Below are 26399 nucleotides of genomic sequence, written 5' to 3'. Positions count from 1 at the left end.
TGTCGCCCACCGAGGCGACGGCGTGTCCCCACCGCTCTCCGGGACGCGAGGAAGGGTCCCTTGCTGACGCATGGCGCCAGCAAGGGACCCTTCCCTTCGCGTCAGGCGACGGGGCAGAGCCGGTCCCGCACGGCGGCGAGGCTCACGGCCCACGGGAAGGCGTGCAGGTGCCGTTCGCCGGTGCCGGGCGCGTGCAACGGGAGGAAGTCGTCGCCGAAGAGCACCGTGACCCCCCACTCGGCGAGCCGGGCGACGCCGGCCCGGAAGGCCGGGTGGGCCGCCATCGCCGTGTTCGTGTACGGCACCGCCACCACCGGCACCCCCAGACCCTGCGCCTCCACCAGCAGCCCGAGGGCCAACGTGTCGGTGATCCCGGCCGCCCACTTGTTGACGGTGTTGACCGTCGCCGGGCAGACGATCATCGCGTCGGCCTGCGGCAGCACGTCGAAGTCGCCCGGGTTCTTGTAGTGGGTGCGGACCGGATGGCCGGTCTGCCGGGCCAGCGCGGCCCGGTCGACGAACTTGGCGCCGTCCGGCGTGGTGACCACGCAGACGTCCCAGCCGTCCTGGTGTGCCAGCTCGACGAGCCGGCCGACGTGGCGGGCCAGCGGCGAACCGCAGGCGATGACGTAGAGCACCTCACGGCGCTCGCTGCTCGGGTGCGGGCCGGTCAACAGGCCAGCTCCACGCTCATACCCCTACTCCCATGTGCTCAGCCAACTCCGCAATCGGAGAAGGCGGCGCACCACGTGTGCGACGCAGGATGTCCGACATGACTTCGTGGGCGATCGGCCGGCAGCGGATCTCCGACGGGGCGAGGCGGTCGCCGCGCAGCAGCATCTCCCCGGCGTTGGCCACGTCGCCGATCTGGGCGAAGCCCCGGGCGATGTCCAGCAGGTGGTGGGCCCGGCGCTCGGGCAGCAGCGCGTTGAACGCCGGCTCCTGGATCTTCTGCCGGTGCACCTCCACCGCCCGGCCGCCGTCACCCAGCTCGACCGCCGCCGCCGCCCGGTGCAGCTCCAGGTTGGTCGGCCCGAACGAGGTCCAGTAGTGGTTGTGGTCGCCGCCCAGCAGGGTGGCCGCCTCCTGCGCGCCGTTGATCAGGTCGTCGACCGTGGCGGAGTCGCCGATCCGGGAGGCGGCCATCGCGCCCTGGAGCAGCAGCATCCCGTAGACCGACAGCAGAGCCGGGGACGCCTCGTTGCCGCCACCGGGGGCGAGCCGGTTGGCGATGGTGACGTTGAGTTCGAGGGCGGGTCGAGGCCGGCCCATCGCCACCAGCGCGTTGCAGACCCGGGTGGTGGCGATGCCGGCCAGCAGCGGGTCGTCGGCGCGCTGGGCGACCGCCATCGAACGGTCGGCGGCCAGCCAGGCCAGGTCGCACTCGCCCAGCTTGCGCAGCACCGACGAGGCGATCTGGTAGACCTGCCCGAGCAGGTGGGCCGCCTCGCGCGCGTGTTCGCCGCGATAGCCCGCGTCGGCGGCCTGGGCGTCACGCAGCAGCTTCGGCAACGCCCGGGTGAGCATCCCGTAGCGGCCGTACTGGTAGGTCAGCCAGGCGTGGTTGACGGCCTTGCGCATGTCGGCCAGCGGCGGCGGGTACGACACGGCGTCGAAGTACGCGCTCATCGAGTCGTACCGCTCCAGCGCCGCCCGGATCTCCTGCACCTCGACCTGGTCGATGCAGTTCAGCGCGTCCGTACGCCGCTCCGGGTCCTTGCCGAGCAGCAACTGCACGTCGACCTGGAGGATGTCGGCGATCTCGTAGAGGACGGAGAACTTGTCCAGCCGGCGCACCCCGCGCTCGACCTTGTCGACCCAGCTCTTCGACTTACCCAACCGGTCCGCGAAGACCTGCTGCGACATCTTGCGCCGCCCCCGCCAGTAGGCCACCCGCCGCCCGATGGGCAACTCGTCCATCTACCCGTCCCTCTCCCTGTGCCCGCTCCGGCGGGTGTGCCGGCCGGTCCTCCCGGTTGCGGCGATCCGTACGTCTCAGGTTTTCGCTGGTCGCACAGCGTGTACGTCAGCCGTACAGACAGTCCTCGTAGTTTTCGTGCAAGTTGCATCAGCCGTTCGTCAGCTCAACGATCACGGGTTACGGCAGTGACGGTGCTCGACATGCGACCTGGGCACCGGCCGGGGTCCGGCGAGGGGAGATGGCACATGTGGGGGAATGTCGCACCGCGCGTCGTTCAACTGTCCCCGTTGGAGCGGGTGCGGCTGCGCCGGGTGGCGGTGCGGTACGCCCTGCACGGCTGGGACGTCACCCCGGGAGCCTGCCTCGCCCGCAGCCGCTTCGTCTGCGGACGAGCCGGCTGCCCGACGGTCGGCTGCCATCCCGCACTGGAGAACTGGGAAAACGCGGCGAGCGCCGACCCGGCCCGGGTCGCCACCTGGTGGCGTACCCGGCCGCACGGCGTACTGCTGCCGACCGGGCGGACCTTCGACGTGCTGGAGGTCCCCACGCACCTCGGCCGACACGTGCTGGACGCGGTCCGGACGCACCCGGCCGGCGTCGGCGTACGCGGGCCGGTGCTGGTGACCCCGACCGGCCGCTGGATGTTCCTGGTCCGCCCCGGCGACCCGCTGCGCCCCGAACTGGACCACTGCTTCCACGTGGTCCGGCACGGTCCCGGCTCGTGGATCCCCGCCCCGCCGACCCGGCTGCCGGAGGGCACCGTCCGGTGGGCGGTCGCGCCCGAACAGGCCCGCTGGCAACTGCCCGACTCCTACCTGGTGCAGAACGCGCTGATCGAGGCCCTGCGGGCCACCGGCGTCACAGTCACCTCCGACCTGCTCCCCGGACACCTGCCCCTGCCCCGCCGGGGCAGATGACGGCAACTGCCGCCGCCCCGGTCGGGGCAGGCGACGGCGGCTGCCCTGCCCGGTCGGAGCAGATGACGGCGGCTGCCCTGCCCGGTCGGAGCGCGGTGACGGCAGTTGCCGCCGCCCCGGTCGGGGCAGATGACGGCGGCTCGGCAGCGACGCCGGAGGGCCGGCGCTCGTTGAGTACGGCGACGGCGCACCCGCGCCGGGAGCGGGGGTTACATGTCCACCGACGACACCACGCGCCAGCCGGACGGCGCAGAGCCGCCACCCCGGCAGCACCGGCCACGCCGCCGCTGGCCGGTCACCCGCCCCTTCGGCTCCCGTCCGGGCCGCCCCCGCCCCCCAGGCTCCCGCCCCGCCACCACCCGCCCCTTCCGCTAACCACCCCAGCCGCCTCCCCCGCCCTCCCCCACCCCGCCCCGCCCAGCGCCTCCCCGCCCCGTCCAACGCCTCCCCGCCCCGCCCAACGCCTCCCCGCGCCGTCGATCTTGCACTTTCGGCCCCGGAATATCGGGCGATCAGGGCATATCGAGGGCCCAAGCTGCAAGATCGCGGGGGCGGGGCGCGGGGGCGCGGGGGCGGGCGGGGCGCAAGGGCGGCGCGGGGGCGCAAGGGCGGCGCGGGGGCGCGGGGGTGGTCAGGGGAGGGGGTGGAGTGGTGGAGGTGGGCGTTGTCGGAGATGACGGCGTGGCGGTGGTCGGGTAGGGCGGCCAGCCAGGCGAGGCCGGCGGGGCCCATCGCCACGGCTGCGGTGGCGTACGCGTCGGCCAGCCCGAGGTCCGATCCGACCACGGTGACCGAGCGCAACCCCCGGGCCGGTACGCCCCGACGCGGGTCGTACACGTGGTGGCCGCGCTCGTAGACGCCGGACGTGGCCACGGCCAGGTCGGTGCCGGTGAGCACGAGGCAGGTGGACATCGCGTCCCACGGGTGCCGGACGCCGATCCGCCAGGGCTGCCCGGTCGAGGAGTGGCCGCGTACCCGCACGTCACCGCCGGCGTTCAGGCAGTGGTTCGCCGCCCCGGCGGCGAGCAGCCGGTCCGAGGCGACCTGCACCGCCCAGCCCTTGACGTAGCCGGACGGGTCGAGCCGCCCGGTGACGTACACGTCGAAGAAGCCGTCGGTGGCCTTCCACAGGTCGGCGCAGCGCGCCAGCACGGCCCGCAGGTCGGCGCTGGCCCCGGAGAGCGGCAGCTCGCCCCGGTCGACGCGGCACACCTCGCTGTCTGCCCGGTACGTGCTGAACCGGGCGTCCACCTCGCGCAGCCAGGTGAACACGCCACCGGCCAGCTCGTCCAGCTCGGCGGCGGGCAGGTCGTCGGCGAGGTCGAGACTGATCGCGGTACCCATGACCTGCTCGACCCGACGCAGCCCCGGCCGGCTCTCCGGCGGACACCCGCCAGGATCGCGCCGCAGCGGCGCAGCAGGCTCCGGCGGGCTCACGCCCGGATCATGCCGCGGCGCCGCCGACACCGGCGGGCTCACGCCCGGATCATGCTGTGGCGCCGTCACCGAGGCCACCGTCGGGAGAGCTGTCGGGGCGGCGGCCGAGGCCGACGTCGGCACGTCAGTTCGCCCGGTCGATCGCGGCCTGCAACGACCGCTTGTACGAGGTGCTGGTGGCGGTCGCCCCGGACACGGTGTCCACGTCGGCGCTCTGCCGCTGCACCACCAGCCCGGAGCTGCCGCTGTAGCGGCCGTCGACCTGTTCGCTGCGCTGGTCGGACTGGGCGGTCTCCTCGGGCAGTTCCAGGGCCACCACGTCGACGATCCGCGTCCCGGAGAGGGTGATCTGCACCTGGACGTTGCCGTACTCGTTCTCCACCACCGGCCCGGTGACGGTACGGGTGGTCGGCGCGGGCGGCGGTTTCGTGGTGGTGCGTGGGGCGGACGGCGCCCGGGTGGTGGCGCTGGGCCGGCTCGTCGACGCCCGGGTGGCGGTGCGGCCGGGGCGGGGCGACGCGGTGCTGTCGGCCGGCTGCGGCGTGCCGGCGGTGTCCCCGCCGCTCGGGGTCGGACCGGCCGGGGCGGGGACCACGGTCGGCCGCTCCGCCGGCAGGTCCTGGGCGACCGGGGCGGCGCCCGGCGAGCCCTTCAGCACCACCATGGCGGTGGTGCCGGCTGCCAAACCGGTGATGGCGAGCAGGGCGCGGCGCATGGATGCCTTCCTACAGTTCGAACGTGGCGACGTGGATCTGCCGACGGGGCACGCCGGCCTGGCGGAGCACCCGCAGCGACTGCTCGACCAGGCCGGGCGGTCCGCAGAGGTAGACGTCACGCCGGGCGACGTCGGGCACCAGCCGGCGCAGCCCGTCCCGGCTCATCACCTGGCGGGGGCCGGGGTCGTCGCGGGAGCCGACGACGTACCAGATGGCGGTGTCCCGGGCCTCGGCGAGCCAGTCCAGTTCGCGGTGCAGCAGCACGTCGGCCGGGGTGCGGACGCGGTAGATCAGCGCGGCGCCGGGCGGCAACTCCTCCAGCATCGCCCGGATCGGGGTGATGCCGCTGCCGCCGGCGATCAGCAGGGCCCGCTCGCGGGTGCGATGGGCGGCGGTGAAGGTGCCCGACGGCCCCGCCGCCCAGACCCGGGTGCCGGGATCGAGGTCGCGCAGGTCGGCGGTGTGCGTACCGACCACCTTGACGGTGAGCCGCAGCCAGCGGCCGTTGGCTGCGGCGGAGACCGAGAACGGGTGTGCCTGCCACCAGCAGCCCCGGGCGAGGAAACGCCAGCGGAAGAACTGCCCGCCGAGCAGTTCCAGCCGCTCCAGCCGCTGTCCGGTCAGGTAGATCGAGATGGTGTCCGGGTTCTCCGCGACCACGTCGGCGACCCGCAGCCGGTGCCGCAGGTTGAATGCCAGCGGCGCGACCACCCGGCCCCAGAGCAGGGCGGCGAGCACCAGTGCGTACATCGCGATCCAGAAGGTGCGCACCGGGCCGGGCCGGAACAGCTGCGCGCCGTTGCTGAACTGGTGGCCGAAGCCGAGCAGCAGCACCAGGTAGCTCGACAGGTGCAGGGCGTGCCACAGCTCGTAGGGCAGCGCGGTCCGGATCACCCGGACGCTGGTGAGGCCGACCAGCACCAGGATGCCGGCGGCGGCGAACGCGGCGACCATGTTCTCGTGGTCGCGCAGCAGCACGCCGGCCTCGGTGAGCACCGAGTTGTCCTCCAGGCCGGCATAGCCGACCAGGATCAGCGACATGTGCGCGAGCACCGCGACCAGCAGGGTGGCCCCGACGTCGCGGTGCCAGCGGGCGATCCGCTCGCTACCGGCCCAGCGTTCCAGCACCGGCAGGCGGCTCATCATCAGCACCTGTACGAGCAGCAGGTAGCCGGCGATCAGCCCGCTGATCCGGCCGGCCGCGGTGACCGTGGCGGCCATCGTCCGCAACGACGCGGCGGGGGTGTCCAGCCACCAGGGCAGCACGCTGGCGAGCAGTCCGACGACGAGCAGGGCGGCCAGCAGCCGCCGACCGCCGGGTCCGCGTCGTGGCGGCACCAGCGGGCGTACGTCCGCAGCCGGCCGGCCGCCGGGACGGGACGGGGTCGTCCCGGTGCGGCGGCCGGCGGCGTGGGCGCGCGGGTACGTCACGCGTACAGCTTCATCGGGGTGTACTTCTGCCGGGGGAAGATCTTGTCCACCTGTGCGTTGGTGAGCCCGAACCGGCCCTGCGCGACGGACCCGTAGACGTTGAACATGTTGTTGTACTCGGGCACGTCGCCCGAGTCCAGGTCGTCCAGCCCGTTCCAGGTGCCCAGCAGCGAGCCGGCGAGCTTGCGGCCGGAGAGCAGGGTGACCACCCCGCCGTGGCCGTGGTCGGTGCCACCGCCGTTGGAGGCGACCCGTCGGCCGAACTCGCTGGACACCATGATGGTCACGTCGGCGGACCTCTCCCCCAGGTCGGTGAGGAACGCCGCCATGGCGCCGGCCAGTTCGTTCAGCCGCCGGTGCAGTTGGCCGCCCTCGCGGGTGCCCTGGTTCTCGTGGGTGTCGTAGCCGCCCATCCCGACGGTGGCGACCCGGACGTTCGCCCCGCCCTTGATGAGCTGGGCGAGCTGCTGGAACGCGTAGCCGACGCCCTTGTACTCGACGCCCTCGGCCGGCTGGTACGGCTTCGCGGCGAGGCGCTGCGCGGTGGACAGCGCGCCCAGGCCGTCCTGCACGGCCTCCTGCACCGGGTGGTTGATCCCGGTGAAGAGGCCCTTGATCGCCTTCTCGGTCGCGGCCCGGTACCGGTCGTCGCCGTTGAGCCGCAGCGAGCCGACGCTGTTGAGGGAGAGCGCGCCGTTGTTGCCGACCAGCGACCGGGGCAGCGTGCTGCCGATGCCGACGCTGCGGAACGCGGTGCCTGTGCCGAGCGTGTCGACCAGGCTGTCCAGCCAGCCCCGGCCGCCGGTCTGGCTGGGCAGGCCGCCCAGGTTGCAGGCGTCGGCGGCCTGGAAGTGGCTGCGGGACAGCCGCTCGTCGGAGGCCGCCGGGACGAAGCCGAGGTTGCCGCTCTTCAGCCATTTCTCCAGCGGCTTGAACGCGCTGGTGAGCTTGAAGCCTCGGCCCACCGCCAGGGAGTCGTCGGCGAGCAGCAGGTCGGGGCGGGCCTTGGCGAGCACCGGGTCGTCCGCCGGGGCGACCAGGCTCAGCCCGTCCAGCCCGCCGTAGAGGAAGACGTGGATCAGGGTGCCGGTCTTGGTAGCTGCGAACGACGCCGAGGTGGTGACGAACTGGGCGGTCGCCAGGGCGGTGGCGGTGGCGGCGGCGCCGGCCACGAACGTCCGCCGGCTGACGCCGCGACCGTCCTGCTGGGCCTCCTCCAGGTCCTCCAGCCGCCGGTAGCGGTCGGCCTCGGCGGCGTTCTCGGCGGCGACGATGTCGGCCTCCGCCCGCAGCAGCGCCTCGGCCGGGTCGTCGGCCAGCCGCCGCAGGTCGGGGCATTCGGGGTGCAGGGGGAACGTGTGCACAGTCTTCTCCATCGGATGCCTCACCGGAGGTGGTGCTGGGGGGAAGCGAGGATCGCCCGCGCGACGGCGGTGACGGCCCCGTCGAACGTGGCGTCGACCCGGTCGCCGGCCGGCACGCCGGCCACGCCGAGGATCAGGGACCGTTCCCGGGCGCTCAGCTTCTGGCCCACCAACCGCAGGGCCAGCGCGTCCACGTACGCCCCGGCGGTGGCCGGCGGCCTGGCCACCAGCTTCTCCGCCGGGGTGTACGTGAAGACGGTGCGCCGCCCGGCGAGCAGCTCGCCCGCCTCGTTCCAGCCGTTGACCATGGTGCCGGCGGAGGTCCAGGCCACGTAGACGTCCGGGTAGCCGTCGGGGGTGGGCTGGCCCATCGGATACTGGCCCAGCTCGCGCATCCGGTCGTGGACCTGCCGCAGTCCCCGCGCGTACGGGGTGCGCTTGCTGTCGCCGTTGTCGTGCTTCGGCGACGCCTCCGGGGACACGCCCAGTGCCCGGTACGTGGCGACCAGGTACTCCATCGGCCGGCGCACCTTCTGCCCCACCGCCGCCCAGAACTCCGAGGAGCTGAACAGCGTCATCAGCACCGGCTTGATCATGCCCTTGTTGGTGCTGTACGACTTGGCCAGCCGCTCCACGAGGGACTTCGGCGGGGTGTCCGAGACGAACCGGGTGGCCAGGCTCTGCGCCACGTACTTCGCGGTGGACGGGTGCAGCGCGATGTACGTCAGGTACGCGTCGATGGCCGCCTCGGCCTTCTTCGGGTCCTTCGAGTTGTTCGCGTGGGTGAAGCCGAGAACCTTCACCTTGCCGAGGTAGTGCCGCTCGGGGCGGAACACGTACTTGCCGTCGTTGACGCCCCGGCCGGTCTGGAGCAGGGCCGCCTGCCGGACGTCCTTCTCGGTGTAGCCGCCGTCGACGCCGACCGAGTAGAGCTCCAGGTTCTCCCGGGCCAGGTTCTCGTTGACCGCGTCACCGCGGGACTCGTTCTGGTTGAGGTAGAGCAGCAGCGCCGGGTGCCGGTTCGCGGCGAGCAACATCTCGGGGTAGCTGCCGAGGGCGTGCGCCCGCACGACGTCCCGGTCGAAGGACGCCCGGTACACCTCGCCGCCGTCGAAGTCCGCGGCGACGTGCAGGAAGTCGTTCCAGAAGTCGACCATCACCTCGAACAGCTGCCGGTTCGACCAGATCTGCCGGGCGATGGTGGCGTCCACCATCTCCTTCTCCGGGTGCGCGCCCCGCTCGTTGAGCTGGTCGCGCTGCTCGCGCAGCTGCGCGGTGCCCAGCTTCAGCGTAGGCAGGTCGGCGAGCTTCAGCTCGGCCCTGGTCGGCGCGATCTTGTCGGGGTCGAGCTGCCAGCGCAGCCAGCCGTCGATGCCCCGTTCCTTGATCTCGGCGACGACCTGCCCGGTGGCGCCGAAGGTGGCCCGCCGGGCCAGGTGCAGGATCGGATCCTTGGCGAGCACCGTCTTGACGGTCACCTTGGTCTCCGCGGCGGCAGCGGCCGGCCCGGAGAAGGTGCGGCCGCCGGTCGGGGCGTTCTTCTTCAGCGCCTCGCCGGCCCGGGAGCCCATGTAGCTCTCGTTCTGCTCGGTGTAGGTGCGTACCATGCTCGGCTGCTGGCCGCTCGGGCGGGCGGGGGTGCCGTCGGTGACCGTGGCGCCGGTGGCGTCGCCGGCCACCGCCTCGTCACCGAAGAGACTGCGGACCTGCGGGGTCATCGCCAGGGCGGCGCCACCGGCCACCACGGCCGCGGTGCCGCCGAGGGTGGCGAGGGCCCTGCGGCGGCCGACCCCGCGGCCCGGCTCGTCGTCATCGTCCAGATCGGGCAGTACCGGGCCGGGTGACGGCGCGCCTGCCTGCCGCGCGAAGCCGTCCGGGCCGACCCACTGCGGCCCGCGCGCGGGCGGATGCCCGGCGTGGGCGTACTGGCCGCGCGGGTCGGCGAGATGTCCACCCTGGTGCTGCGGGTACGCGCCGGGGCCGTACGGGGCGGGGGCGGGGGTGTCGCGGTGACCGTCGGCGGCGGGGTGCTGGCGTCCGTCCCATCCGCGGCCGTCCCGTGGTCGACGTGGTGGCACATTCTGGTCGGCCATGTACCAATCCGTTTCTGCTGCGCCGCGACGGCTGGCACGGGGTGCAGGTGCGGCGGCTGGTGCCTGAGGGGGTTGCACCGGAAGGTAGTGAACCGTTCAGGTGCCTTCAAGCAGCACCGGAAGCCCCCACGACGGCACTTAAGGCGCAGCTCAACGCGGGTCGGTGGCGCCGGGCTTCCACCCGGCGCGGTACGGACCTCCGGAGCAGGGCGTACGCGGCACGTCCCGGCCCGGACCCGACGATTCCCGCCCACCCGACGCGGGACGCCACTTTCATCGGTACAGACAAATTTAAGGTTCGACTAAGCCGCAGCTGAGGCGTTTCCCCGCTCACCTGCGGGCGGCCCGAGCGCGACCGACCGGCGGGCGGACCGGTGCCGCCGGACCGGGCCGCAAAGTAGCAGCAGGACGGGAGCGTGAGCGGCCGTCGCAGCGGGTATGCCGCCGAACCGCTGAACACGTGAGGGGAAGGCACATGCTCAGCAAAGAGGATCAGCGCAGGTTCGAGCAGATCACCCGTCAGCTCCGGGAGAGTGATCCGGCGTTCTTCGCCCGGCTCGACAGCCGGGCCCGGGCCCGTCGCGGCCGTTGGCTGATGCTGTTGACGATCGTGCTGTGGGCCTCACTGCCGGCGACTACCGTGCTGGCCGGGCGGCTGGCCGGGGCCCTGTGCGCGGTGGTCCTGGTGGCCAACGCCGCGGTGATGTGGCGGTTCCGTCGCCGCTGGCTGTGACCCGGAGTCCCGTACCGTTCCGCCGGCCGTCTCACCGGCCGAGAAGCTGGTACGCCCGCCGCAGCCGCTCGACAAGACCGGGTCCGCCGATGGCGGGGGCCGGCGCGCCGAGCTGCCGCAGCAGCAGGTCCGGTCCGGTCGGCAGGCTGGGCGGTCGGTCGGGCAACGGGACCGGCGGCAGCCAGAACCGGTCGACCGCCTCGCCCAGCGGCGCTGCCGGCAGGCCGGCGAGCGCCCGCGCCGCCCCGACCGGCGGGGCGTCCACGGTGTCCCGTCCGGCACCCGGCTCGCCACGATCCGGCGCGTCCGACAGCACGGTGCCCGGCGCGTCCGACGGCACGGAGCCTGTCGCGTCCGACGGCACGGAGCCTGTCGCGTCCGACGGCACGGAGCCTGTCGCGTCCGACGGCACGGAGCCTGTCGCGTCCGACGGCACGGAGCCTGTCGCGTCCGACGGCACGGAGCCTGTCGCGTCCGGCCGGTCGCCGACGGGTCCGGCGGCCCGCAGGATGCGCAGCCGGTCGAGCAGCTCCGCCCGGCCCCGGCCCCGCCAGTGCAGCAACTGGAACGGGTCGGCGTCGAACGCCTCGGCGAGCAGATAGAACGTGGCCGCGAGATGTTTACAGGGGACGGCGAAGTCGGGGCAGCTGCACCACTGCCGCAGCTCCGCCACGTCCGCGGGGAAGAGCGGGGCGCCGGCAGCAGCGAACAACTCCTCCAGCTCCGGGGGCAGGTCACCGGCGAGCAGCCGGGCGCTGAAGAACGCCTGGGCGGCCAGTTCCGCCTCGATGCGGGCCCAGAGCGCCGCCGGGAACGGGTGCAGGGCGATGCTCACCTCGTACGGGCGGGCGCGGGAGCCCTGCACGGCGGCGCTGACCTCGCCGGGGGCGACGTCCAGGCGGACCACCTGACCGGCCCGCGCGTACGACCGGCCGCGGGTCAGCCTGGTGCCGAGGGCGAAGGACTCCAGCACCTCCAGGAAACGCCGGGACCACCAGGACTGGCCGATGGCGCCCCGGGTGCTGCGCGCCTTCAGCCCGCCGTCGATCCGGCGTGGCCGGCCGTAGTCGGCGAACCGGCCGTTCGTCCCGCCGTCGCGGGCCGGCTGCCCGCTCACTCCACCACCGCCCCGGCCTCCAGGGTGAACAGTTCGCGCAGTTGCGTCGTCGACAGCTCGGTGACCCACTGCTCGCCGGTGCCGACGACCGAGGCGGCGAGGCTGCGCTTGTCGGCGATCAGCGCCGCCACCTTCTCCTCCACCGTGCCGGCACAGACGAACTTGCGGACCTGCACCCGGCGCCGCTGGCCGATCCGGAACGCCCGGTCGGTGGCCTGGTCCTCGACGGCCGGATTCCACCACCGGTCGACGTGCACCACGTGGTTGGCCTCGGTGAGGGTGAGCCCGGTGCCGCCGGCCTTGAGTGACAGGACGAAGATCGCCGGGCCCTGCGGGGCCTGGAACCGGGTGACCATGGCGTCCCGGTCGGCCTTGCCGACTCCGCCGTGCAGGAAGAGCACCTCCCGGCCGAAGCGGGCCGACAGGTGGCCGCGCAGCATCCCGCCGAACTCGGCGTACTGGGTGAACAGCAGGGCCCGCTCCCCCGCCGCGAGGACCTCGTCCAGGATCTCCTCCAGGCGGGCCAGCTTGCCGGAGCGGCCGTCCAGCGCCGAGCCGTCGCGCAGCAGTTGCGCGGGATGGTTGCAAACCTGTTTGAGCCGGGTCATGGCGGCGAGCACCAGCCCCCGCCGCTCGATGCCGTCGCTGGACTCGATCCGCGCCAGCATGTCGTCGACGATCGCCCGGTAGAGCGACGCCTGCTCGGCGGTGAGGTTGCAGACCACCTCCATCTCCAGCTTCTCCGGCAGGTCGGAGATGATCGAGGAGTCGGTCTTGAGCCGGCGCAGCACGAACGGGCCGGTGATCCGGCGCAACCGCTCGGCCGCCTCGGCGTCGCCGTGCCGCTCGATCGGCTCGGCGTACTTCTTCCGGAAGGTCGCCGCCGGGCCCAGCAGGCCCGGGTTGGCGAACTGCATGATCGACCAGAGATCCGCCAGCCGGTTCTCCACGGGCGTGCCGGTGACGGCGATGCGGTGCCGGGCGGGCAGGGCCCGGACCGCCTCGGCCTGCCGGGTGGCGGCGTTCTTGATCGCCTGGGCCTCGTCGATCACCACCCGCCGCCAGTCGATGCCGGCCAGGTCGACCGCGTCGCGGGCCGCGACCGAGTAGGTGGTGAGGACCAGGTCCGCGTCCCGCACGGCCGTGTCGAACGCCGCGCCCCGCGCCCGCTCCGCGCCGTGGTGCACGTGTACGCGCAAACCCGGCGTGAACCGTGCCGCCTCCCGCTGCCAGTTGCCGACCAGCGACATCGGGCAGACCAGCAGGGTCGGGCCGGCATCGGCCGGGTCCCCGGCGAGCAGGGCGAGCAACTGCACCGTCTTGCCCAGCCCCATGTCGTCGGCGAGCACCCCGCCGAGCCCGAGGGACTGTAGGAACGCCAACCAGGCCAGCCCCCGGCGCTGGTACGGCCGCAGCGTCCCGTGGAACGCCGGCGGTGGGTCCAGCGGGGCGAGCCGCCGCTCCACCGCCCCGGCGAGCAGCTCGCCCAGCGCGCCGTCGGCGCTGACCTCCAGCACCGGCAGCGCGTCCGGCTGCTCGGCGTCGGCCAGGCCGAGCCGGAGCAGGTCGGCGACGGTCAGCTCGCCGGATGAGCGGAGCAGCCGCAGGCCGGCGGCGAGCCGCTTCGGGTCGAGTTCCACCCACTGCCCGCGCAGCCGCACCAGCGGGGTCTTCAGCGCGGCCAGCGACGCCAGTTCCTCGGCCGTGAGCGGCTGGTCGCCGAGGGACACCTCCCAGTGGTAGTCGACGAGGGCGTCCAGCCCGATGCCGCCGGCGGTGGTGGCGACGGTGCCCGGGGCGGTCCGGCTGCGGGCCTGCAACCGGGCGCCGAGCCGGGACGACGGGCGCCGCCACCAGGACGGCAGCAGCACGGCGAACCCGGCGGCGTGCAACACCGGCGCGCCTTCGCGGAGGAACTGGTGTGCCCCCTCGATGTCCAGCTCCAGTGCCTCCGGCGTGGCCGTACGCAGGGCGGTGTCCAACTCGGGCCAGAGCCGGCTGGCGCGGCCCAGCTCGGCGAGCAGTGTCTCCTGCGGGTCGTCGCCGCGACCGGTCAGCCCGGCGACGGTCTCCGGTGCCCGCCAGACCTGCCCGGCGTCCACGTGCAGGCTCGGCTCGTCGGCCGCCTGGAGACCGAACTCGATCCGCCACCGCCCGGCCGGTCCCGTCGTCGCCGGGTCTGTCGCCACCGGATCGGCGGGCACCACGACGACCGGCTCGGTGTCCTCGTCGGCCGGCGGCTCGACCAGGCGGAAACTCGCCCGCACCGCGCCACCGGCCGCGTCGCGCTGCCAGGCGTCCAGCTCGGCGTGGAGGATGTCCAGCGCGACCGGGTCGGCGGCGAACTCCCGCACCGGTCCGGTGAGCGCGGCCAGCCAGGCGGGAACCGCGCCGTTCGGGCGTACGCCCCGGGCCAGCGCGGTCTCCGCCAGGGCCGCCCGGACGGCGGCATCGGTGAGCGCGTCGAGCGCGTCGGCGACCAGCGTGCCCGGCGCGTCGTCGGCGTCCGGCCCGGACCGGTGGCGCCCGGCGGGCGGGCCGGGCCGCACGGGGCGGCGGCGACCGGCGCCGGACGTGGTGCCCGAGGCGTCGGTGGCGTCGGGGTAGCCCGGTTCGTCCGGCCCGGCGGCGGCGCGGGCAGCCGGGGGCAGGGCCAGCGCCAACGCCCGGGCCCAGGCGGCGTCCGTGCCGGTCAGCAGCGGCTGCCACACCGCCCGGGCGGTGGCCCCCGCCGGCGACCTGCCGGCAGCCCTGGCTGATACCGCGGCTCCGGCCCGGGCCGGTCTGGCCGGCGGCAGGGGCGGCTCGGCGAGGCCGGGCAGGACCCGGCCCCGGGCGGCCAGGTCGACCGCGAAGTCGGCCAGCCCGGCGAGGTGGCGCAGGGTCGCGCCCGACACGGCGACCACCTCGTCGAGGCCGCGCAGCAGGGGCAGGGCGGCGTCGGGGGCGTACCAGAGGACGGGAACCCGCCACCCGGCGAGGGTGACCGGGCCCCGGACCGCCCCGTCGGCGTCGGCGCGGACGAGCTCCGGGGAGTCCAGCGGCGTACCGGCCCGGGTGGGGAGGGTGAGCAGCGCCGTGCCGAGGTCGGCGGGCTCAGCCGTGCCGGCCAGCGCGGCGGCGAGCGCGGTGTGGTCGGCGGCGAACGGGTGCGGCCGTTCCCGGGGCGCCCGGCCCGGGCGGCGCGGCGCGTGCGCCGGCAGCGTGCTGTCCTCGGCCCAGACGGCGAGCCCGACGCCCGCGCGCCAGACCCCGTGGACGACCAGCACGTGACCCCTCCTCCCGGCGACCCCGGCGAGGATATCGGGCCGGCGCCGGCAAAGCCGCGCAGTGTCCGGCAGCACGCCGATCGCAGCCGCGAGCGGCGCATGCCCGCCGACCAGCGGTCGCCGGGTACCGGCCGCCCGGCCCCGCCCAACGGAAGCCCCGCCCGGCGCGCGGGTCACCCCTCTGGCCCCGCCCGACTTTCAGTGCCTGGGTCGAGCTGGCGAATCGCCAGCGTCCATGTTCCGGGAACCCGTTCCACTCCTCAGGATGACGGGAGATCTTGGCAGGAAACGGCCCCCGGAAGGGCCGTTTCTCACCAAGATCTCCCGCGCGGCTCGGGTCGCGCCGTCTCCGGGGGCGGTCGCGGCGCCGCTTGCGGCCAGTCACCCGACCCACGTTCACAGACGAGGCGCTAGCCTCGGGCGCGTGTACGACCTTCTCGTGGTCGGCGGGCTCGGTGTCGACGTGCGGGTGCGGGTGCCCGCGATCCCGTTGCCGGCCGCCGATTCCGTCGCCGTCGACCCGATCGAGCTGCGGATCGGCAACACCGGTGCCGGGGTGGCCCTCGCCGGGCACGCGCTCGGGCTGCGGGTGGCGGTGATCGACGTCATCGGTGCCGACCCGGCCGGCGACGTGGTCCGGGCCGCCCTGGCCCGCACCGGCGTGCACGCCGTGCTGGGAGACGCCTCGGCCGGCACCCGGCGGTCGGTGAACATGGTCGACCCGACGGGCCGCCGGATGTCGCTGTACGACCCGCGCCCCTGGCACGGCCCGGCCCCGTTCCCGGCGGCCGAGGTGACGGCGCTGGCCCGGGAGGCGGCGCACGTACACCTGTCGATCATGGATTGGACGCTCCCGCTGCTGCCCGCCCTGCGCGCCGGGCTCGCCGACGGGGCCGTCGTCTCCACCGACCTGCACGACTGGGACGGCGCGAACGCCTACCACCGGCCCTTCGCCGAGGTGGCCGACCTGGTCTTCGTCAGCGGAGTCCGGCTGGGCGCGGGGGCCGGCGCCCTCGCCGCCGCGCTGGCGCCCCGCACGGTGCTGGTGACCCGGGGGGCGGACGGCGCCGAGCTGCACACCGGCACGGGCGACCCGACGCTGGTGCCCGCCACCGAGCCGCCCGCGCCGGTCGTCGACACCAACGGCGCGGGGGACGCCTTCGCGGCGGGCGTGATCGCCGGCCGGCTGCGCGGCGCGTCGCTGACCGGTGCGGCAGCGTTCGCGGCCCGGGTCGCCGCGGCGGCCTGCACCCACGACGGCATGGAGTATCCGCCCGGCCTGCTGCCGCGTCGCTGATGCCGTCGGGCGGCGCTCAGACCGCGCCGGTGGCGCCGTCGGTCAGCTCGCGGAGGATGTCGGCGTGCCCGGCGTGCCGGGCGGTCTCCTCGATCATGTGCACCAGGATCCAGCGCAGCGAGACCTCACCGAGCTGCGGCTGCGGCACGACGTGGTCGAGGTCGAACCGCCCGGCGACCTCCCGGGACCGGGCGCAGGCCTGCTCGTACGCGGCGGCGAGGCGTTCGACGGTGTCGCCGTCGGTGAGCGTGAAGCTGTCCAACGCGTCTTGCTCGGAGGTGAGGTGGACGTCGCCCGAGTCGGGGGCGAGCAGGCGCGGGAACCAGTTCTGTTCCACCAGGATCAGGTGTTTGACGAGGCCGGCGACGGTGGTGGCCGAGGGCACCAGCCGGCGGGCCGCGTCGGCGTCGGAGAGCCCGCGCAGCTTGCGCAGCAGCACGCCCCGGTGGAAGTCGAGGAAGGATTCGAGCACGGCCCGTTCGTCACCGGTGCGCGCCAACACCGGGCCGAGGGTGGGATCGATCGCCATCTCCGCCATCCACCGACTCTAGGGCCCGGGTGCCCCGATCCGCTGCCCCGCTATCCGCTGCGGGGCCGGGCGGGGCGGGGCAGGATGGGGCGCATGGCATCAACGGCAGAAATCCCTCTGGTCGGTGGCGTGGCCGACGGCGAGACCGTCACGGTGGAGCTGGACCCGAACGGCCGACCGCCGCTGACCCACCACCACCTCGGTGCGAAAGGGCTGGCCGAGGCGGAGATCTACGAGCTGGAGTCCGTGGCTGCCGGCGACAACGGGTGGCGCTACCACTGGCGCGGGCCGGCGGTCTGAGACGGCTCAGCCCACCCGGGTCAGGGTGCGCGCACGCAGGCTCTCCAGCACCGCCCGGGTGACCTGCGAGGTCCCCCGGGCCTCGTCGCACACCTGGGCCACCCGCCGGGCGGTGGCCTCGGCCCGCTGGTCCCGCTCGTCCCAGAGCCGGTCGACCTCGGCCAGCAACGGGCCCTCGACCTCCCGTTCCACGCCGCGCAGCGCCGGCACCCCGAGCCGCTGGGCCAGGTCGAAGACCTTGCCGGCGTACGGCAGCGGCAGGAACGGCGTGCCGACCATCGCGGCGAAGATCAGGAAGTGCAGCCGCATGCCCACGGCCAGGTCGAAGTGGCGCATCAGCCCGAGCACCTGCTGGGGCGAGTAGGTGCCGTGCAGGATCCGGCCCCGCTCGGCGGCGACCATGTGCGACAGCACGCCGTGCGAGTGCCGGATGTCGTCGCGCTCCATCGGGACGAAGAGCACGTACGCGTCGATCCGGTGCACCAGGAAGTCGCCGATCTGGGCGAGCAGGCGGTGGTAGCCGTCGACGTCGAGCCGCTCGGCGGCCCGGCCCGGCTCCCGCACGCTCATCCCGACCAGCCGGGTGCCGGCCGGCACGCCCTCCTCACGGAGCAGTTCCGCCGGGAAGTCCTCGGGTTCGAGCAGGAACGCGGGGTCGGCGGTCACGGTGATCGGGTTGATCAGCCCCGCCTCCTCCAGCACCATCCGGGACTCCTGGTCCCGCACGGTCACCTGGGTCGCGCCGGCCAGGGTCTCCCGCACCATGCCCGTGTCCACGCTCTCGCTGAGCGGCCCGACCCCCACCGCGTACGTCAGCAGCGGCAGGCCCCGCTCCTGGGCGACCCGGACCACCCGCAGGTAGCGGCGGGCCTCCCGGTCGTAGAGGATGCCGCCGCCGCCGAGGATCAGCACGTCGAGCTGGGCCAGGACCAGCGCCGAGTCGGTCCGGCTGACCCCCTCCCAGGGCACCGCCTCCACGTCGGGGTGGGCGATCCGGGTGTGCTCCGGATTCCGGGAGAAGACGATGATCCGGCCGTTCGGCTCCTGCTCCCGCAGATCGGCCAGGAGACCGGTCAGGATCGCCTCGTCGCCGAGGTTGCGACCGCCGTACGAGCCGAGCACACCGATGGTCAGTCCGCCACCATGCGTCATCCGTAGCTCCTCCCCAGGTGCTGCGTCCGGGGCGGGTTCCCGCTGCGCGGGGGAACACTCCTGACCCGGCTCACCCCGGGGGCGTCCCGGCTCGGGTAGGCCGAGGGCGGCGACTTCGGCCGCGATGAGCGGCATCATCCCGCCTCCCGTGCCCCTGCCCCCGGTGTCCGGAATGCACCTCGACGTCTCGCGGGTCACCGGCCGGCGGCGCCGGCCAGCCGGGACACGAACGCCACGACCACGTCGTCGGGGTCGAACCCCGCCTCGATGGAGGTGCCGAGCAGGTCGAGCAGCAGCCCGTCAATGGCGTAGTGCAGCAGGGCGACCTCGAACGCGCCTCCCGGCAGTCCGGAGGCGAGGTGGAAAGCGACGTCGTCGCGGTAGCCCCGGCGCAGGGTGTCGCCGAGGATCCGAGCCAGGTCGGGGCGGCGGGCCGCCTCCAGCCGCAGCTCGATCAGGGCCCGGGTGAGATCCGGCTGCCGGGTGGTCCGCTCGACGATGTATCGCAGGTAGTCGGTGAACAGCTCCAGCGACGGTTCACGGGCGGCCAACTCGGCCACGACCTGATCATCCGGGGCGAACCGCTCCATGATCCGCTCGCCGAGCGCGCCGAGCAGCGCGTCCCGGGAGCGGAAGTAGTTGGAGGCGGTGCCCGTCGGCACCCCCGCCTCGGCGTCGACCGCCCGGTGGGTCAGGCCGCGCGCCCCGGTCGCCGCCAGCACCCGCAGCCCCGCGTCGGCCAGGGTCGCCCGTCGCTGCACGTTTCTCGCCATGGGAAACACCCTAGCCAACAACCACTACGCATGTAGTAACTTGATCCACGACACCAGTAGTGATTGGGGAACTCTATGCGCAAGCTCGTGTACTACGTCGCCAGCACCCTCGACGGTTTCATCGCCGCCCCAGACGGGGCGTACGACTTCTTCCAGTTGGACCCCGACCTGGCCGCCCACCTGGCGGCGAACTGGTCGCAGACATTTCCCACGTTCGCCCACCCGCAGTTCGGCATCGACGAGCCGGAGGGCCGCTTCGACTCGTTGGTGATGGGCCGGGCCACCTACGACCCGGCGCTGAAGGTCGGCGTCACCAGCCCGTACGCCCACCTCAAGCAGTACGTCTTCTCCCGTACCCTGCCGCCGGCAGCGGAGCCGGAGGTGGAGATCGTCTCCACCGACCCGGTGGAGTTCGTCCGGGAGCTGAGGCGCCAGCCCGGCCGCGACATCTGGCTCTGCGGCGGCGGCCAGCTCGCCGGCCAACTCCTGCCCCAGGTCGACGAACTGATCATCAAGCTCAACCCGTACGTGGTCGGCAGCGGCATCCCGCTCGCCGCCCGCGGCTTCGACCCGCGCCGGTTCGACCTGGTCGACACCCGCCCGTTCGACAGCGGCGTGGTCATCCTCCACTACGCCCGCCCCCGCGAAGCTGAGTAGCCGGTCCCTCCTGCATGACACACCTCGCCGACCCCGAGGCCCGGCACCGTGTCGGCGTCAGCCGGGCGGCGACACCGGGTGGGTGAGGAACGGCAGGACGGCGGCGGGCAGCGCCGGCGAGTCGACGATGTCGTAGTGGGTGAGCCCAGGCAGCACGGCGAGCCGGGAGGCCGGACGGTCGGTGCCGTCCCAGCCGGCGTCGCGATGGCCGCCGCCGAGCAGCCCGAAGAACTCCACCATGTGCGTGGTGCTGACCGAGTCGGCGTCGGCGAAGACCAGCAGGGTCGGCACGGTCAGGGCCGCCACCTCGGCCGACCAGTCGTAGTCGCGCCGCAGCAGCTCGCCCGTCTTCGCCCAGAGCCGCGACCAGTCCCCCGGCCGGGGTGCGATGCGCGAGTAGAGCTCATGCGACGGGGTGCCGCGCATCCGCTCGCCCGCCGCCTCGTCGGGGTCGGGCATACCCGCCAGCACCCCCGGATACCAGCCCTCTCGCCGGTAAGGAGCGGAGACGACGACCAGCCGCCGCACCACCGCCGGGTGCTGGATCGCGGTACGCAACGCCACGCCGCCGCCGAGCGAATAGCCCAGCACGTCGGCCTCGGTCAGGCCGAGGTGGTCGATCAACGCCGCGACGTCGTCGGCCATCGACTCGTAGCGCAGCGGACGGTCGACGTCAGCGGTACGCCCGTGGCCCTGGAGGTCGACCGCGATCACCCGGCGGCGCGCGGCCAGGGCCGGCAGGATCGCCGAGAACATCTCCACCGCGCCGAAGCCGCCGTGCAGCAACAGCAGCGGACGGCCGGTGCCGTGCTCCTCGTGCCACAGGCGCAGCCCGCCGACCTCCGCGTAGCTCATCGCCCCAAAACTACAGCCGCTTGCGCATCTGGATGGCGGTCGCCTCGAAGCCCATCTGCTCGTAGAGCGTCCGGGCGGGCAGGTTGAAGCCGAAGACGCTCAGGCCGATCGAGACGACACCCTCCTCCCGGCACCACTTCTCGGCGGCCTCGATCATGGCCCGACCGTGGCCCTTGCGCCGCAGGTCCGCTCGCACCTCGAAGTCGTAGCCGAAGGCGTGCGCGCCGTCCGACTTCTGCTCGACGTGCAGCCACAGCATGCCGACCTCGTCGTCGCCGTCGTAGGCCGTCCAGAGATGGTGATCCGGCGTCGCCAGACCGTCGGGCAGGAGCTTCGCGTACTCCTCCTGCGCCTTCTGCTGCGCCTCCTGCACCGGCATCGCACCCGAGTCTGAGATGTTGCGCGCGTAGTTCGTTTCCGCCTGCTGCCGGTACCGGAGGTACTGCTCGTCGGTCATCGGCTCAAGTCTCAGCGTCACCCCGACACCGTATTTCAGCCATCCGGACCGGACGGCCCAGGAGGAACAAACAGGACGTCGCGCCGGGCTTGCTGCCGAGCGCTTGTTCCGCAGACCACCCACGACCGTCCCGACTATCCCGGTCGGACGCAAGGATCGGTGACCGGGTAGCTCGGGCTCTGCGCCGTGCGGCCATCCACTGTGGTCGCCCGCACCGACCAGGTCAGCGCCGGCGTGCGCAACTGCCCGACGGTTGACCGCGCAGCCGACCCGTCCACCGTCATCGCCCGCACCGACGTCCTGCCTCCGGTGGGTGCCCAGCGCACCTCGGCGGCGCGGAGCGTGGCGCTGCCGGTGGCCTGCACCACGAGGCTGTACGTCTCCGATCCGCACCGCACGTGAGCGGTGGCGGAGACCGTGAACGGCGCGGCGATCTGCGGTGCGGCCGTCGGCCGGGGCCCGGCCGACGGCCTGGTCGGTGCCGGTGCCGGCACCGGTGCGACGCCACCGGGCGCGGCCTCGGGCGACTCGGTCCGGGCAGCCCCGTCACCGTCCGCCGGCCCGACAGCGGTCCCGGACGTCGGAGCGGCGGCGCCGGCCGGTGGCGGGTCGGCAGCCAACGTGCCGGCTGACGGGGTCGTGACGGACGACGGCGTGGAGTCGGGTGCCACAGGAACACCGGCCGGTGATCCGAGCGTCTCGGACACCGGTCGGCCGGAGCCGTCCCGCGCGGCGGTCGGGCGCCCCGGTGCCAGTGCCCAGGTGCCGAACGCGGCGAGGAGGACCAGCAGGGCTACCGTCCCGGCCAGCCGCCGGCGGCGCCGGCCGTGGTTCGCCGACGAGGTCGTCCGCACGGCGTGCGCCACACCAGGCGGCACCGACCCGCCGTCCGCCGGCACCTGGTCGGTCGCCGGGCCGGCCGTGACCGCACCCGTCGTGTCGGCCGGCGCGCCGGCCGGGATGTCAGCCGCTGTGTCGGCCGGGACATCAGCCCCCGCGTCGGCCGGGACGTCGGTCGCGCTGGCCTCGGTCAGTCTCGGCCACACCGTGTCGGCGACGACCAGGAAGGCCGGTGCCGTGTACGCCGACAGCAGCGCCGCCGGGCTGAGCTGTTCCCGCCGGAGCAGCCCGCACACCGCGCAGCTCTCGATATGCCGCGAGACCCGCTTGCGCAGGGTCGGGGTGAGCCGGCCCTGCCAGCCGTCGATCAGGCCGGCGAGGGTCGGGCAGTCCCGGGCTCCGCTGCGTGCCACCAACAGCGCCCCCAGCGCCCGTTCGAGCTGCGAGCGGGCGCGCGACAGGCGGGCGTGCGCGTGGTTCGCGGGCACCCCGAGGGCCGCGCCGATGTCGGCGGACGACAAATCGTGGCGGATGGCCAGGTGGACCACCTCCCGGTCGCCCGGGTTCAACGCGGCGACCGCGGTGTGCACCAGGTCGCGTACCTGCTCGGCGTTGACGCCCGTGCCCGGATCGGCGGCGTCGGCCACCGGCTCGCCGGCCTCCTCCAGCGGCAGCGAGCGGGACCGTTCCCGGAGCTGCCGGAGGCATTCGGTGCGCACGATCGCGTACAACCAGGAGCGCAGCCGGTCCGGCTCCCGGAGCTGGCCGATGCGCTGGCTGGCGGTGAGGAACGCGTCGTGGACGGCGTCCGCGGCGGCCTCCGGCTCGCGCAACATCGTCCGGGCGTACGTGTACAGCCGGTCGGCGTACCGCCGGTACATGCCCTCCAGCCCGGCCCGTTCGCCGCGACGCACCGCCTCGACCAGTGCGGTGTCGTCCCGTCCCGCCGTGTCCATCCGTGTCTCCCGCTGCTCGTCGACCGGTCAATTAGAACCGCGGAATTTTTTTCTTGGAGCTTTCTGTTGGCATCCCGACCCGACCGCGCTCCTACCGGTGTCATCGCAACCGAACAGCCTGAGATTAGGGAAGACACCATGCGAGAAGGATCGAACCGGAACCCGTGGTCGCGTCGGACGGCAGCCGTGGGCGGAGCCGCGCTGAGCGCGCTCGTGCTCGGCCAACTGGCCCTCACCGGGCCGGTGGCGGCGGTGCCCGGCCTGAGCATCAAGACGACGACCGGCCCCAGCAACAGCGTCGCGAAGTCGCAGAACGCGACCTGCCCGGCCGGCACCAAGGTCATCGGCGGTGGCGGTGCGATCACCGGTTCCGGCCTCGGGCAGGTCGGCATGGACATCATGCGGCCGCTGGTCGGCTCGGACGCGTACTCGGTGACCGGCCGGGAGGACGAGAACGGCGTCGCCGGCAACTGGGCGGTCACGGCGAGCGCGCTGTGCGCCACGCCGCCGCCGGGCCTGGTGACCGTGTCCGGCAGTTCGGCGCCCAGCTTCGGCACGTCGAACTGGTTCGAGAAGTCCTGCCCGGCCGGCAAGCACGCCATCGGGGTCGGTGGCGCGGTCGTCGGGGCGTCGAACAGCGAGGTCATCCTCGAGGACCTGCGCATCAACCAGAACAGCGTCGTGGTGGCGGGTGCCGAGGACGGCACCGGCTTCGCCGACACCTGGTGGCTGGACGCCACCGCGATCTGCGCCGACCCGCTGCCCGGTGAGCAGCGCGTGATCGACGACAGCGTCTACAGCTCCGCCGGTGTCCAGTCGGTCACCGCCACCTGCCCTCCCGGCACGCGCGTGCACGGGGTGGGCGGCGAGATCCTCGGTGGCGACGGGCAGGTGCGCCTGACCGAGATGCGGGCCACCAGCTCGACCGTCGTCACCGTCCGCGCCATGGAGGACGAGAACGGCTTCAGCGGCAACTGGAAGGTGCGCGCGTACGCCGTCTGCGCGAACTGACCCGCCAGTGCCTGTGGTCCCGCGCCGGTCGTCCGGCGCGGGACCACAGGACCCGGCTGCATGCCGTGCGGTATACGTCGTGTCTCCGCTGAATGTCGATGAACGAGAAAGGAGACGCTGGGCGGAATCAGGATCGGCTTCGGGTGTCCCCGCCAGCGCGGCGATAAAGAGGCGGCGACGCCGTAACGCTCGTTGGTATGTTGCCGGCGATGAGTCGAGGGTGGCGGGACGATGGCCAGGTTGAGCTGCGGCCGGTATCGGACGAGGCACGCGCCTCGCGGGTGCGCTGGTGATCCCCGACATTCACGCGCAGCCGTTCGTCGTCACGTACAACCCCGCCGCACGATCGTGACGATCAGCCAGATCCGGAGGTCTCCAGCAATGACCCGTAAGGCCTATCAGGTCATCGTGCGCGGCAAGTTCGCGCCCCTCAATGACGAGCAGCGGGCCGCACTGCTCGCTCAGGCCGACGAACACGACGTGTTCCGGGCCAGGTTCACCGAGGAGGGCACCGTGACGTACGAGCGGTCCCTGCTCTCGTCGTTCACCTTCCGCTGCGTCGTCCCGGCCACCGAGGAGGACAAGGAAGAGGTCGTGATCGGCAGGGCGGAAGCGCTCGCCGCAGCCGCCGTCCGGGAACTCGGAGCCGAGCACCGCGATCTCACGTCGGTGTCGACTGATCTCGACAGCATCAAGATCCGCCAGCGGGGACGATGACGCCTGCCGAAGTCTGCCCAACCGAGGCGACGGCGGGCCGCCGGTCGGCCGGCGGCCCACGTATTGTCCCCGACGCCGGCCGCTTCGGTGTGAACGAGTCACCCCACATGGGGCACCCAGGTCGCTACCCTTCTCCGGTGACGAACGGTGCGGGTGTCGAATTGGGTATCGAGGCCGCTCGCCGGATGGCCAATCTGGACCTGGTGGACATCCAACCGGGGCTCACCGACACCGAGTTCGTCACCATCGAGCGACGGTTCGGCTTCGAGTTCGCCGACGACCACCGCGCTTTCCTCGCGGCCGGGCTGCCCGTCTGGACGCCTGGCCACGATGACCACCCCGCCAAGGCAAGTTGGGGCTGGCCGAACTGGCGGCAGCTCGGCTCCACCACCCTGCAAGAGCAGGTCGACTGGCCGTTCGCAACCGCGCTCGACGACATCCAGCACGGCGAGTGGCCACCGGGGTGGAGCAATCGCCCTCACGACCTCGTCAGGCGCATGGCCAAGGCGAAGCGGCTCCTCGCCGACGTGCCCCGGATGATCCCCGTGTACGCCCACCGCTACCTACCGGCTGGTCGCGGCTCCTTCGGGCATCCCGTGCTGTCCATCCACCGACTCACCGATTCCATCGTGTACGGCCACGACCTCGCCCACTACATCGACCAAGAGTTCCGGGAGCCCAAGGCGACCGTGGCCTTCTGGCGTGACTACGTGTGAGAGGCGAGGGCCGACACCCGACTACTTGGCCCCCAGGCAACCAACACGGGGCGCTGACCTGCCATTTAATGGGTGTTGGCCTGCTGGAACCGTCCATCAGCGTCCCTGCCCGTCCGCTGGCGTCCGTCCCGATCGTCACCCAGTTGGTCACTCAGCCCGGCTGTCAGACATTGATGGTCTCCTGATCAGGCCTCGCGTGCCGTGCGCGGTATATGCGCCTCCGTCGCCACCACCAGCGCAGCAGCCAGAACAATCCCCTCACGGACTTCGGCAGCAGGAACGGTCCGACAGCAGTTACAGCGACGAGCTGCCAGACCCTTGCATCGCCCGGATCGGCTACGTGGTCGAAGACGATCAACGCGGCCATCACTGACCAAGCGGCATCTGCTCCCCAGTCGCGCACCCTGACCAGGGCGCGCCGCCAACCCTTCCGTACCGGAGGATCGAGAACCTCGCCCCTGGTCACCAAGGCCATCCACCCGCGCCACGAAACGGCCAGCGTGTAGGCGAGGGTCATTGGCAACCTCACCAGCGCGATCCAGGCAGCGAACCTGGCAGGGCTCACGGCCACCTCACCCAGCACGTTGGGAACGATCGAGGCCAGCACCAGATACGTGACAAGGAGGAGGACGAAGTCGAAGACCAACTCGAACAGCGGGAATCCCAGCATGAACAGCCGACCCAGCCGTCTAACCTTGCGCGGGCTCATCTCTGCCATGCCGATCATTGTCCGAACGGGCAGCAAGAATCCGCTAGGAACCTTTTGCCACCACGTTCGCCGTCGGCCCGCCGCTGGGGAGAGCGGGCCGCCGCCCAGCCCGCTACGTCAAGTAGGCCTTCACGCACGTACGGACGCTGCCACCGGAACAGACTGAGTCGGCTCTCGTGTCACGGACCGCGCCCCCGGCGGACACCGCCACGGTGGCGCAGTTGGCCCAACCGCGCCCGGCACGGACCCGGCTCCCGGGGTCGGAGCTGGCCGCCGTTGCTGTCATCGGCCGGATCTCTGATCTTCGGCCCGGTGTTGGTGCTGGTGGTGATGGGTGGGCGCGGCAGGTTTCGAACCTGCGACCCCTCGCTTGTAAGTTCCGTGACGCTCTGTCCACCGAGGTCCGCCGACATCCATCACCAGGAAAGATCG

Annotated in this window: 23 protein-coding genes and 1 pseudogene; 8 read left to right on the top strand and 16 right to left on the bottom strand. The window is 73.2% G+C overall.

The annotated features are described in order from the left end of the window. Positions 1-101: 101 nt before the first annotated feature. Complete coding sequence (locus GA0070608_RS17560) at positions 102-674, bottom strand: flavoprotein (protein ID WP_091629372.1); 573 nt, start codon at positions 672-674, stop codon at positions 102-104. Positions 675-690: 16 nt separating this feature from the next. After that, positions 691-1920, bottom strand: coding sequence for a helix-turn-helix domain-containing protein (locus GA0070608_RS17555; RefSeq protein ID WP_091629369.1), 1230 nt, complete (start codon positions 1918-1920; stop codon positions 691-693). A 246-nt stretch (positions 1921-2166) separates the two neighbouring features. Here GA0070608_RS17555 and GA0070608_RS17550 point away from each other — a divergent pair, with 246 nt between their 5' ends. Next, positions 2167-2838: a bifunctional DNA primase/polymerase gene (locus tag GA0070608_RS17550; RefSeq protein ID WP_091629367.1), complete on the top strand. Its 672-nt coding sequence runs from the start codon at positions 2167-2169 to the stop codon at positions 2836-2838. Between the two features lie 624 nt (positions 2839-3462). On the opposite strand, the pseudogene GA0070608_RS17545 reads toward GA0070608_RS17550, so the two are convergent. From GA0070608_RS17545 to GA0070608_RS17525, 5 genes and pseudogenes are all read right to left on the bottom strand, one after another. Next, positions 3463-4182 (bottom strand): annotated as a pseudogene (locus tag GA0070608_RS17545) (FAD:protein FMN transferase); the annotation flags it as partial. Positions 4183-4399: 217 nt separating this feature from the next. Beyond that, positions 4400-4990 carry an FMN-binding protein gene (locus tag GA0070608_RS17540; RefSeq protein WP_091629365.1) on the bottom strand — a complete coding sequence of 197 codons (591 nt, stop codon included), beginning with the start codon at positions 4988-4990 and terminating at the stop codon, positions 4400-4402. Positions 4991-5000: 10 nt separating this feature from the next. Continuing rightward, positions 5001-6422, bottom strand: a complete 1422-nt coding sequence (locus GA0070608_RS17535) for a ferredoxin reductase family protein (protein ID WP_091629363.1) — start codon at positions 6420-6422, stop codon at positions 5001-5003. After that, on the bottom strand, positions 6419-7798 hold the full coding sequence (locus GA0070608_RS17530) for a DUF1501 domain-containing protein (RefSeq protein WP_091629361.1): 1380 nt from the start codon (positions 7796-7798) through the stop codon (positions 6419-6421). Before GA0070608_RS17530 ends, GA0070608_RS17535 begins: the two co-directional genes overlap by 4 nt. An 8-nt stretch (positions 7799-7806) precedes the next feature. Further along, entirely contained in the window at positions 7807-9879 is a 2073-nt protein-coding gene (locus tag GA0070608_RS17525; RefSeq protein ID WP_091629359.1) for a DUF1800 domain-containing protein, read from the bottom strand. Positions 9880-10354: 475 nt separating this feature from the next. Between GA0070608_RS17525 and GA0070608_RS17520 the strand changes: the two genes are divergently transcribed. Next, positions 10355-10612: a DUF3040 domain-containing protein gene (locus GA0070608_RS17520; RefSeq protein WP_091629357.1), complete on the top strand. Its 258-nt coding sequence runs from the start codon at positions 10355-10357 to the stop codon at positions 10610-10612. 31 nt (positions 10613-10643) lie between these two features. Here the strand turns inward: GA0070608_RS17520 and GA0070608_RS17515 are convergent, their stop codons facing one another. Together GA0070608_RS17515 and GA0070608_RS17510 are read right to left on the bottom strand one after the other, a co-directional pair. Beyond that, positions 10644-11729 (bottom strand): SWIM zinc finger family protein, encoded by a 1086-nt coding sequence (locus tag GA0070608_RS17515; protein ID WP_091629355.1) that lies wholly within the window; start codon positions 11727-11729, stop codon positions 10644-10646. Next, entirely contained in the window at positions 11726-14998 is a 3273-nt protein-coding gene (locus tag GA0070608_RS17510; protein ID WP_091629352.1) for a DEAD/DEAH box helicase, read from the bottom strand. The genes GA0070608_RS17515 and GA0070608_RS17510 overlap by 4 nt, the downstream gene beginning before the upstream one ends. Positions 14999-15422: 424 nt before the next feature. Here GA0070608_RS17510 and GA0070608_RS17505 point away from each other — a divergent pair, with 424 nt between their 5' ends. Beyond that, on the top strand, positions 15423-16295 hold the full coding sequence (locus GA0070608_RS17505) for a carbohydrate kinase family protein (protein WP_091629350.1): 873 nt from the start codon (positions 15423-15425) through the stop codon (positions 16293-16295). A 16-nt stretch (positions 16296-16311) separates the two neighbouring features. Here GA0070608_RS17505 and GA0070608_RS17500 read toward each other — a convergent pair whose 3' ends face one another. Further along, positions 16312-16833, bottom strand: a complete 522-nt coding sequence (locus GA0070608_RS17500) for a DinB family protein (protein ID WP_091629347.1) — start codon at positions 16831-16833, stop codon at positions 16312-16314. 84 nt (positions 16834-16917) lie between these two features. Here GA0070608_RS17500 and GA0070608_RS17495 point away from each other — a divergent pair, with 84 nt between their 5' ends. Then, positions 16918-17124 (top strand): hypothetical protein, encoded by a 207-nt coding sequence (locus GA0070608_RS17495; protein WP_091629344.1) that lies wholly within the window; start codon positions 16918-16920, stop codon positions 17122-17124. 6 nt (positions 17125-17130) lie between these two features. Here GA0070608_RS17495 and GA0070608_RS17490 read toward each other — a convergent pair whose 3' ends face one another. Continuing rightward, positions 17131-18276, bottom strand: coding sequence for a polysaccharide pyruvyl transferase family protein (locus tag GA0070608_RS17490; RefSeq protein ID WP_091629342.1), 1146 nt, complete (start codon positions 18274-18276; stop codon positions 17131-17133). A 194-nt stretch (positions 18277-18470) separates the two neighbouring features. Next, a complete protein-coding gene (locus tag GA0070608_RS17485; RefSeq protein WP_091629340.1) occupies positions 18471-19049 on the bottom strand; it encodes a TetR/AcrR family transcriptional regulator in 579 nt (192 codons plus the stop codon). Positions 19050-19124: 75 nt separating this feature from the next. On the opposite strand from GA0070608_RS17485, the gene GA0070608_RS17480 reads away from it, so the two are divergent. Beyond that, a complete protein-coding gene (locus tag GA0070608_RS17480) occupies positions 19125-19706 on the top strand; it encodes a dihydrofolate reductase family protein (protein WP_091629338.1) in 582 nt (193 codons plus the stop codon). A 57-nt stretch (positions 19707-19763) separates the two neighbouring features. Here the strand turns inward: GA0070608_RS17480 and GA0070608_RS17475 are convergent, their stop codons facing one another. The 3 genes from GA0070608_RS17475 to GA0070608_RS17465 form a co-directional block, all read right to left on the bottom strand. Next, a complete protein-coding gene (locus tag GA0070608_RS17475; protein WP_091629336.1) occupies positions 19764-20561 on the bottom strand; it encodes an alpha/beta fold hydrolase in 798 nt (265 codons plus the stop codon). Between the two features lie 10 nt (positions 20562-20571). Continuing rightward, positions 20572-21039 (bottom strand): GNAT family N-acetyltransferase, encoded by a 468-nt coding sequence (locus tag GA0070608_RS17470; RefSeq protein ID WP_141719487.1) that lies wholly within the window; start codon positions 21037-21039, stop codon positions 20572-20574. A 113-nt stretch (positions 21040-21152) separates the two neighbouring features. Beyond that, positions 21153-22814: a sigma-70 family RNA polymerase sigma factor gene (locus GA0070608_RS17465; RefSeq protein ID WP_091629332.1), complete on the bottom strand. Its 1662-nt coding sequence runs from the start codon at positions 22812-22814 to the stop codon at positions 21153-21155. A 138-nt stretch (positions 22815-22952) separates the two neighbouring features. Between GA0070608_RS17465 and GA0070608_RS17460 the strand changes: the two genes are divergently transcribed. From GA0070608_RS17460 to GA0070608_RS17450, 3 genes are all read left to right on the top strand, one after another. Next, positions 22953-23825, top strand: coding sequence for a hypothetical protein (locus tag GA0070608_RS17460; protein WP_141719486.1), 873 nt, complete (start codon positions 22953-22955; stop codon positions 23823-23825). Positions 23826-24206: 381 nt separating this feature from the next. Beyond that, positions 24207-24542, top strand: a complete 336-nt coding sequence (locus GA0070608_RS17455) for a DUF6204 family protein (protein WP_091629327.1) — start codon at positions 24207-24209, stop codon at positions 24540-24542. Positions 24543-24679: 137 nt separating this feature from the next. After that, positions 24680-25258: a hypothetical protein gene (locus GA0070608_RS17450; protein WP_245715820.1), complete on the top strand. Its 579-nt coding sequence runs from the start codon at positions 24680-24682 to the stop codon at positions 25256-25258. A gap of 163 nt (positions 25259-25421) precedes the next feature. Here the strand turns inward: GA0070608_RS17450 and GA0070608_RS17445 are convergent, their stop codons facing one another. Further along, positions 25422-25976 (bottom strand): hypothetical protein, encoded by a 555-nt coding sequence (locus tag GA0070608_RS17445; RefSeq protein ID WP_245715819.1) that lies wholly within the window; start codon positions 25974-25976, stop codon positions 25422-25424. Positions 25977-26399 lie beyond the last annotated feature (423 nt).

It is taken from the genome of Micromonospora peucetia (assembly GCF_900091625.1).
Taxonomy (GTDB): Bacteria; Actinomycetota; Actinomycetes; order Mycobacteriales; family Micromonosporaceae; genus Micromonospora; species Micromonospora peucetia.
Note: the sequence above shows the minus strand (reverse complement) of the source record. Positions and strands in the feature narration are given on the sequence as shown.

Excerpts from the sequence above, each read along its gene's own strand:
- GA0070608_RS17555 (WP_091629369.1), bottom strand. The coding sequence starts at position 1,920 with ATGGACGAGTTGCCCATCGGGCGGCGGGTGGCCTACTGGCGGGGGCGG.
- GA0070608_RS17550 (WP_091629367.1), top strand. The coding sequence starts at position 2,167 with ATGTGGGGGAATGTCGCACCGCGCGTCGTTCAACTGTCCCCGTTGGAG.
- GA0070608_RS17540 (WP_091629365.1), bottom strand. The coding sequence starts at position 4,990 with ATGCGCCGCGCCCTGCTCGCCATCACCGGTTTGGCAGCCGGCACCACC.
- GA0070608_RS17530 (WP_091629361.1), bottom strand. The coding sequence starts at position 7,798 with ATGGAGAAGACTGTGCACACGTTCCCCCTGCACCCCGAATGCCCCGAC.
- GA0070608_RS17525 (WP_091629359.1), bottom strand. The coding sequence starts at position 9,879 with ATGGCCGACCAGAATGTGCCACCACGTCGACCACGGGACGGCCGCGGA.
- GA0070608_RS17520 (WP_091629357.1), top strand. The coding sequence starts at position 10,355 with ATGCTCAGCAAAGAGGATCAGCGCAGGTTCGAGCAGATCACCCGTCAG.
- GA0070608_RS17500 (WP_091629347.1), bottom strand. The coding sequence starts at position 16,833 with ATGGCGGAGATGGCGATCGATCCCACCCTCGGCCCGGTGTTGGCGCGC.
- GA0070608_RS17495 (WP_091629344.1), top strand. The coding sequence starts at position 16,918 with ATGGCATCAACGGCAGAAATCCCTCTGGTCGGTGGCGTGGCCGACGGC.
- GA0070608_RS17490 (WP_091629342.1), bottom strand. The coding sequence starts at position 18,276 with ATGACGCATGGTGGCGGACTGACCATCGGTGTGCTCGGCTCGTACGGC.
- GA0070608_RS17485 (WP_091629340.1), bottom strand. The coding sequence starts at position 19,049 with ATGGCGAGAAACGTGCAGCGACGGGCGACCCTGGCCGACGCGGGGCTG.
- GA0070608_RS17480 (WP_091629338.1), top strand. The coding sequence starts at position 19,125 with ATGCGCAAGCTCGTGTACTACGTCGCCAGCACCCTCGACGGTTTCATC.
- GA0070608_RS17475 (WP_091629336.1), bottom strand. The coding sequence starts at position 20,561 with ATGAGCTACGCGGAGGTCGGCGGGCTGCGCCTGTGGCACGAGGAGCAC.
- GA0070608_RS17465 (WP_091629332.1), bottom strand. The coding sequence starts at position 22,814 with ATGGACACGGCGGGACGGGACGACACCGCACTGGTCGAGGCGGTGCGT.
- GA0070608_RS17460 (WP_141719486.1), top strand. The coding sequence starts at position 22,953 with ATGCGAGAAGGATCGAACCGGAACCCGTGGTCGCGTCGGACGGCAGCC.
- GA0070608_RS17455 (WP_091629327.1), top strand. The coding sequence starts at position 24,207 with ATGACCCGTAAGGCCTATCAGGTCATCGTGCGCGGCAAGTTCGCGCCC.
- GA0070608_RS17445 (WP_245715819.1), bottom strand. The coding sequence starts at position 25,976 with ATGGCAGAGATGAGCCCGCGCAAGGTTAGACGGCTGGGTCGGCTGTTC.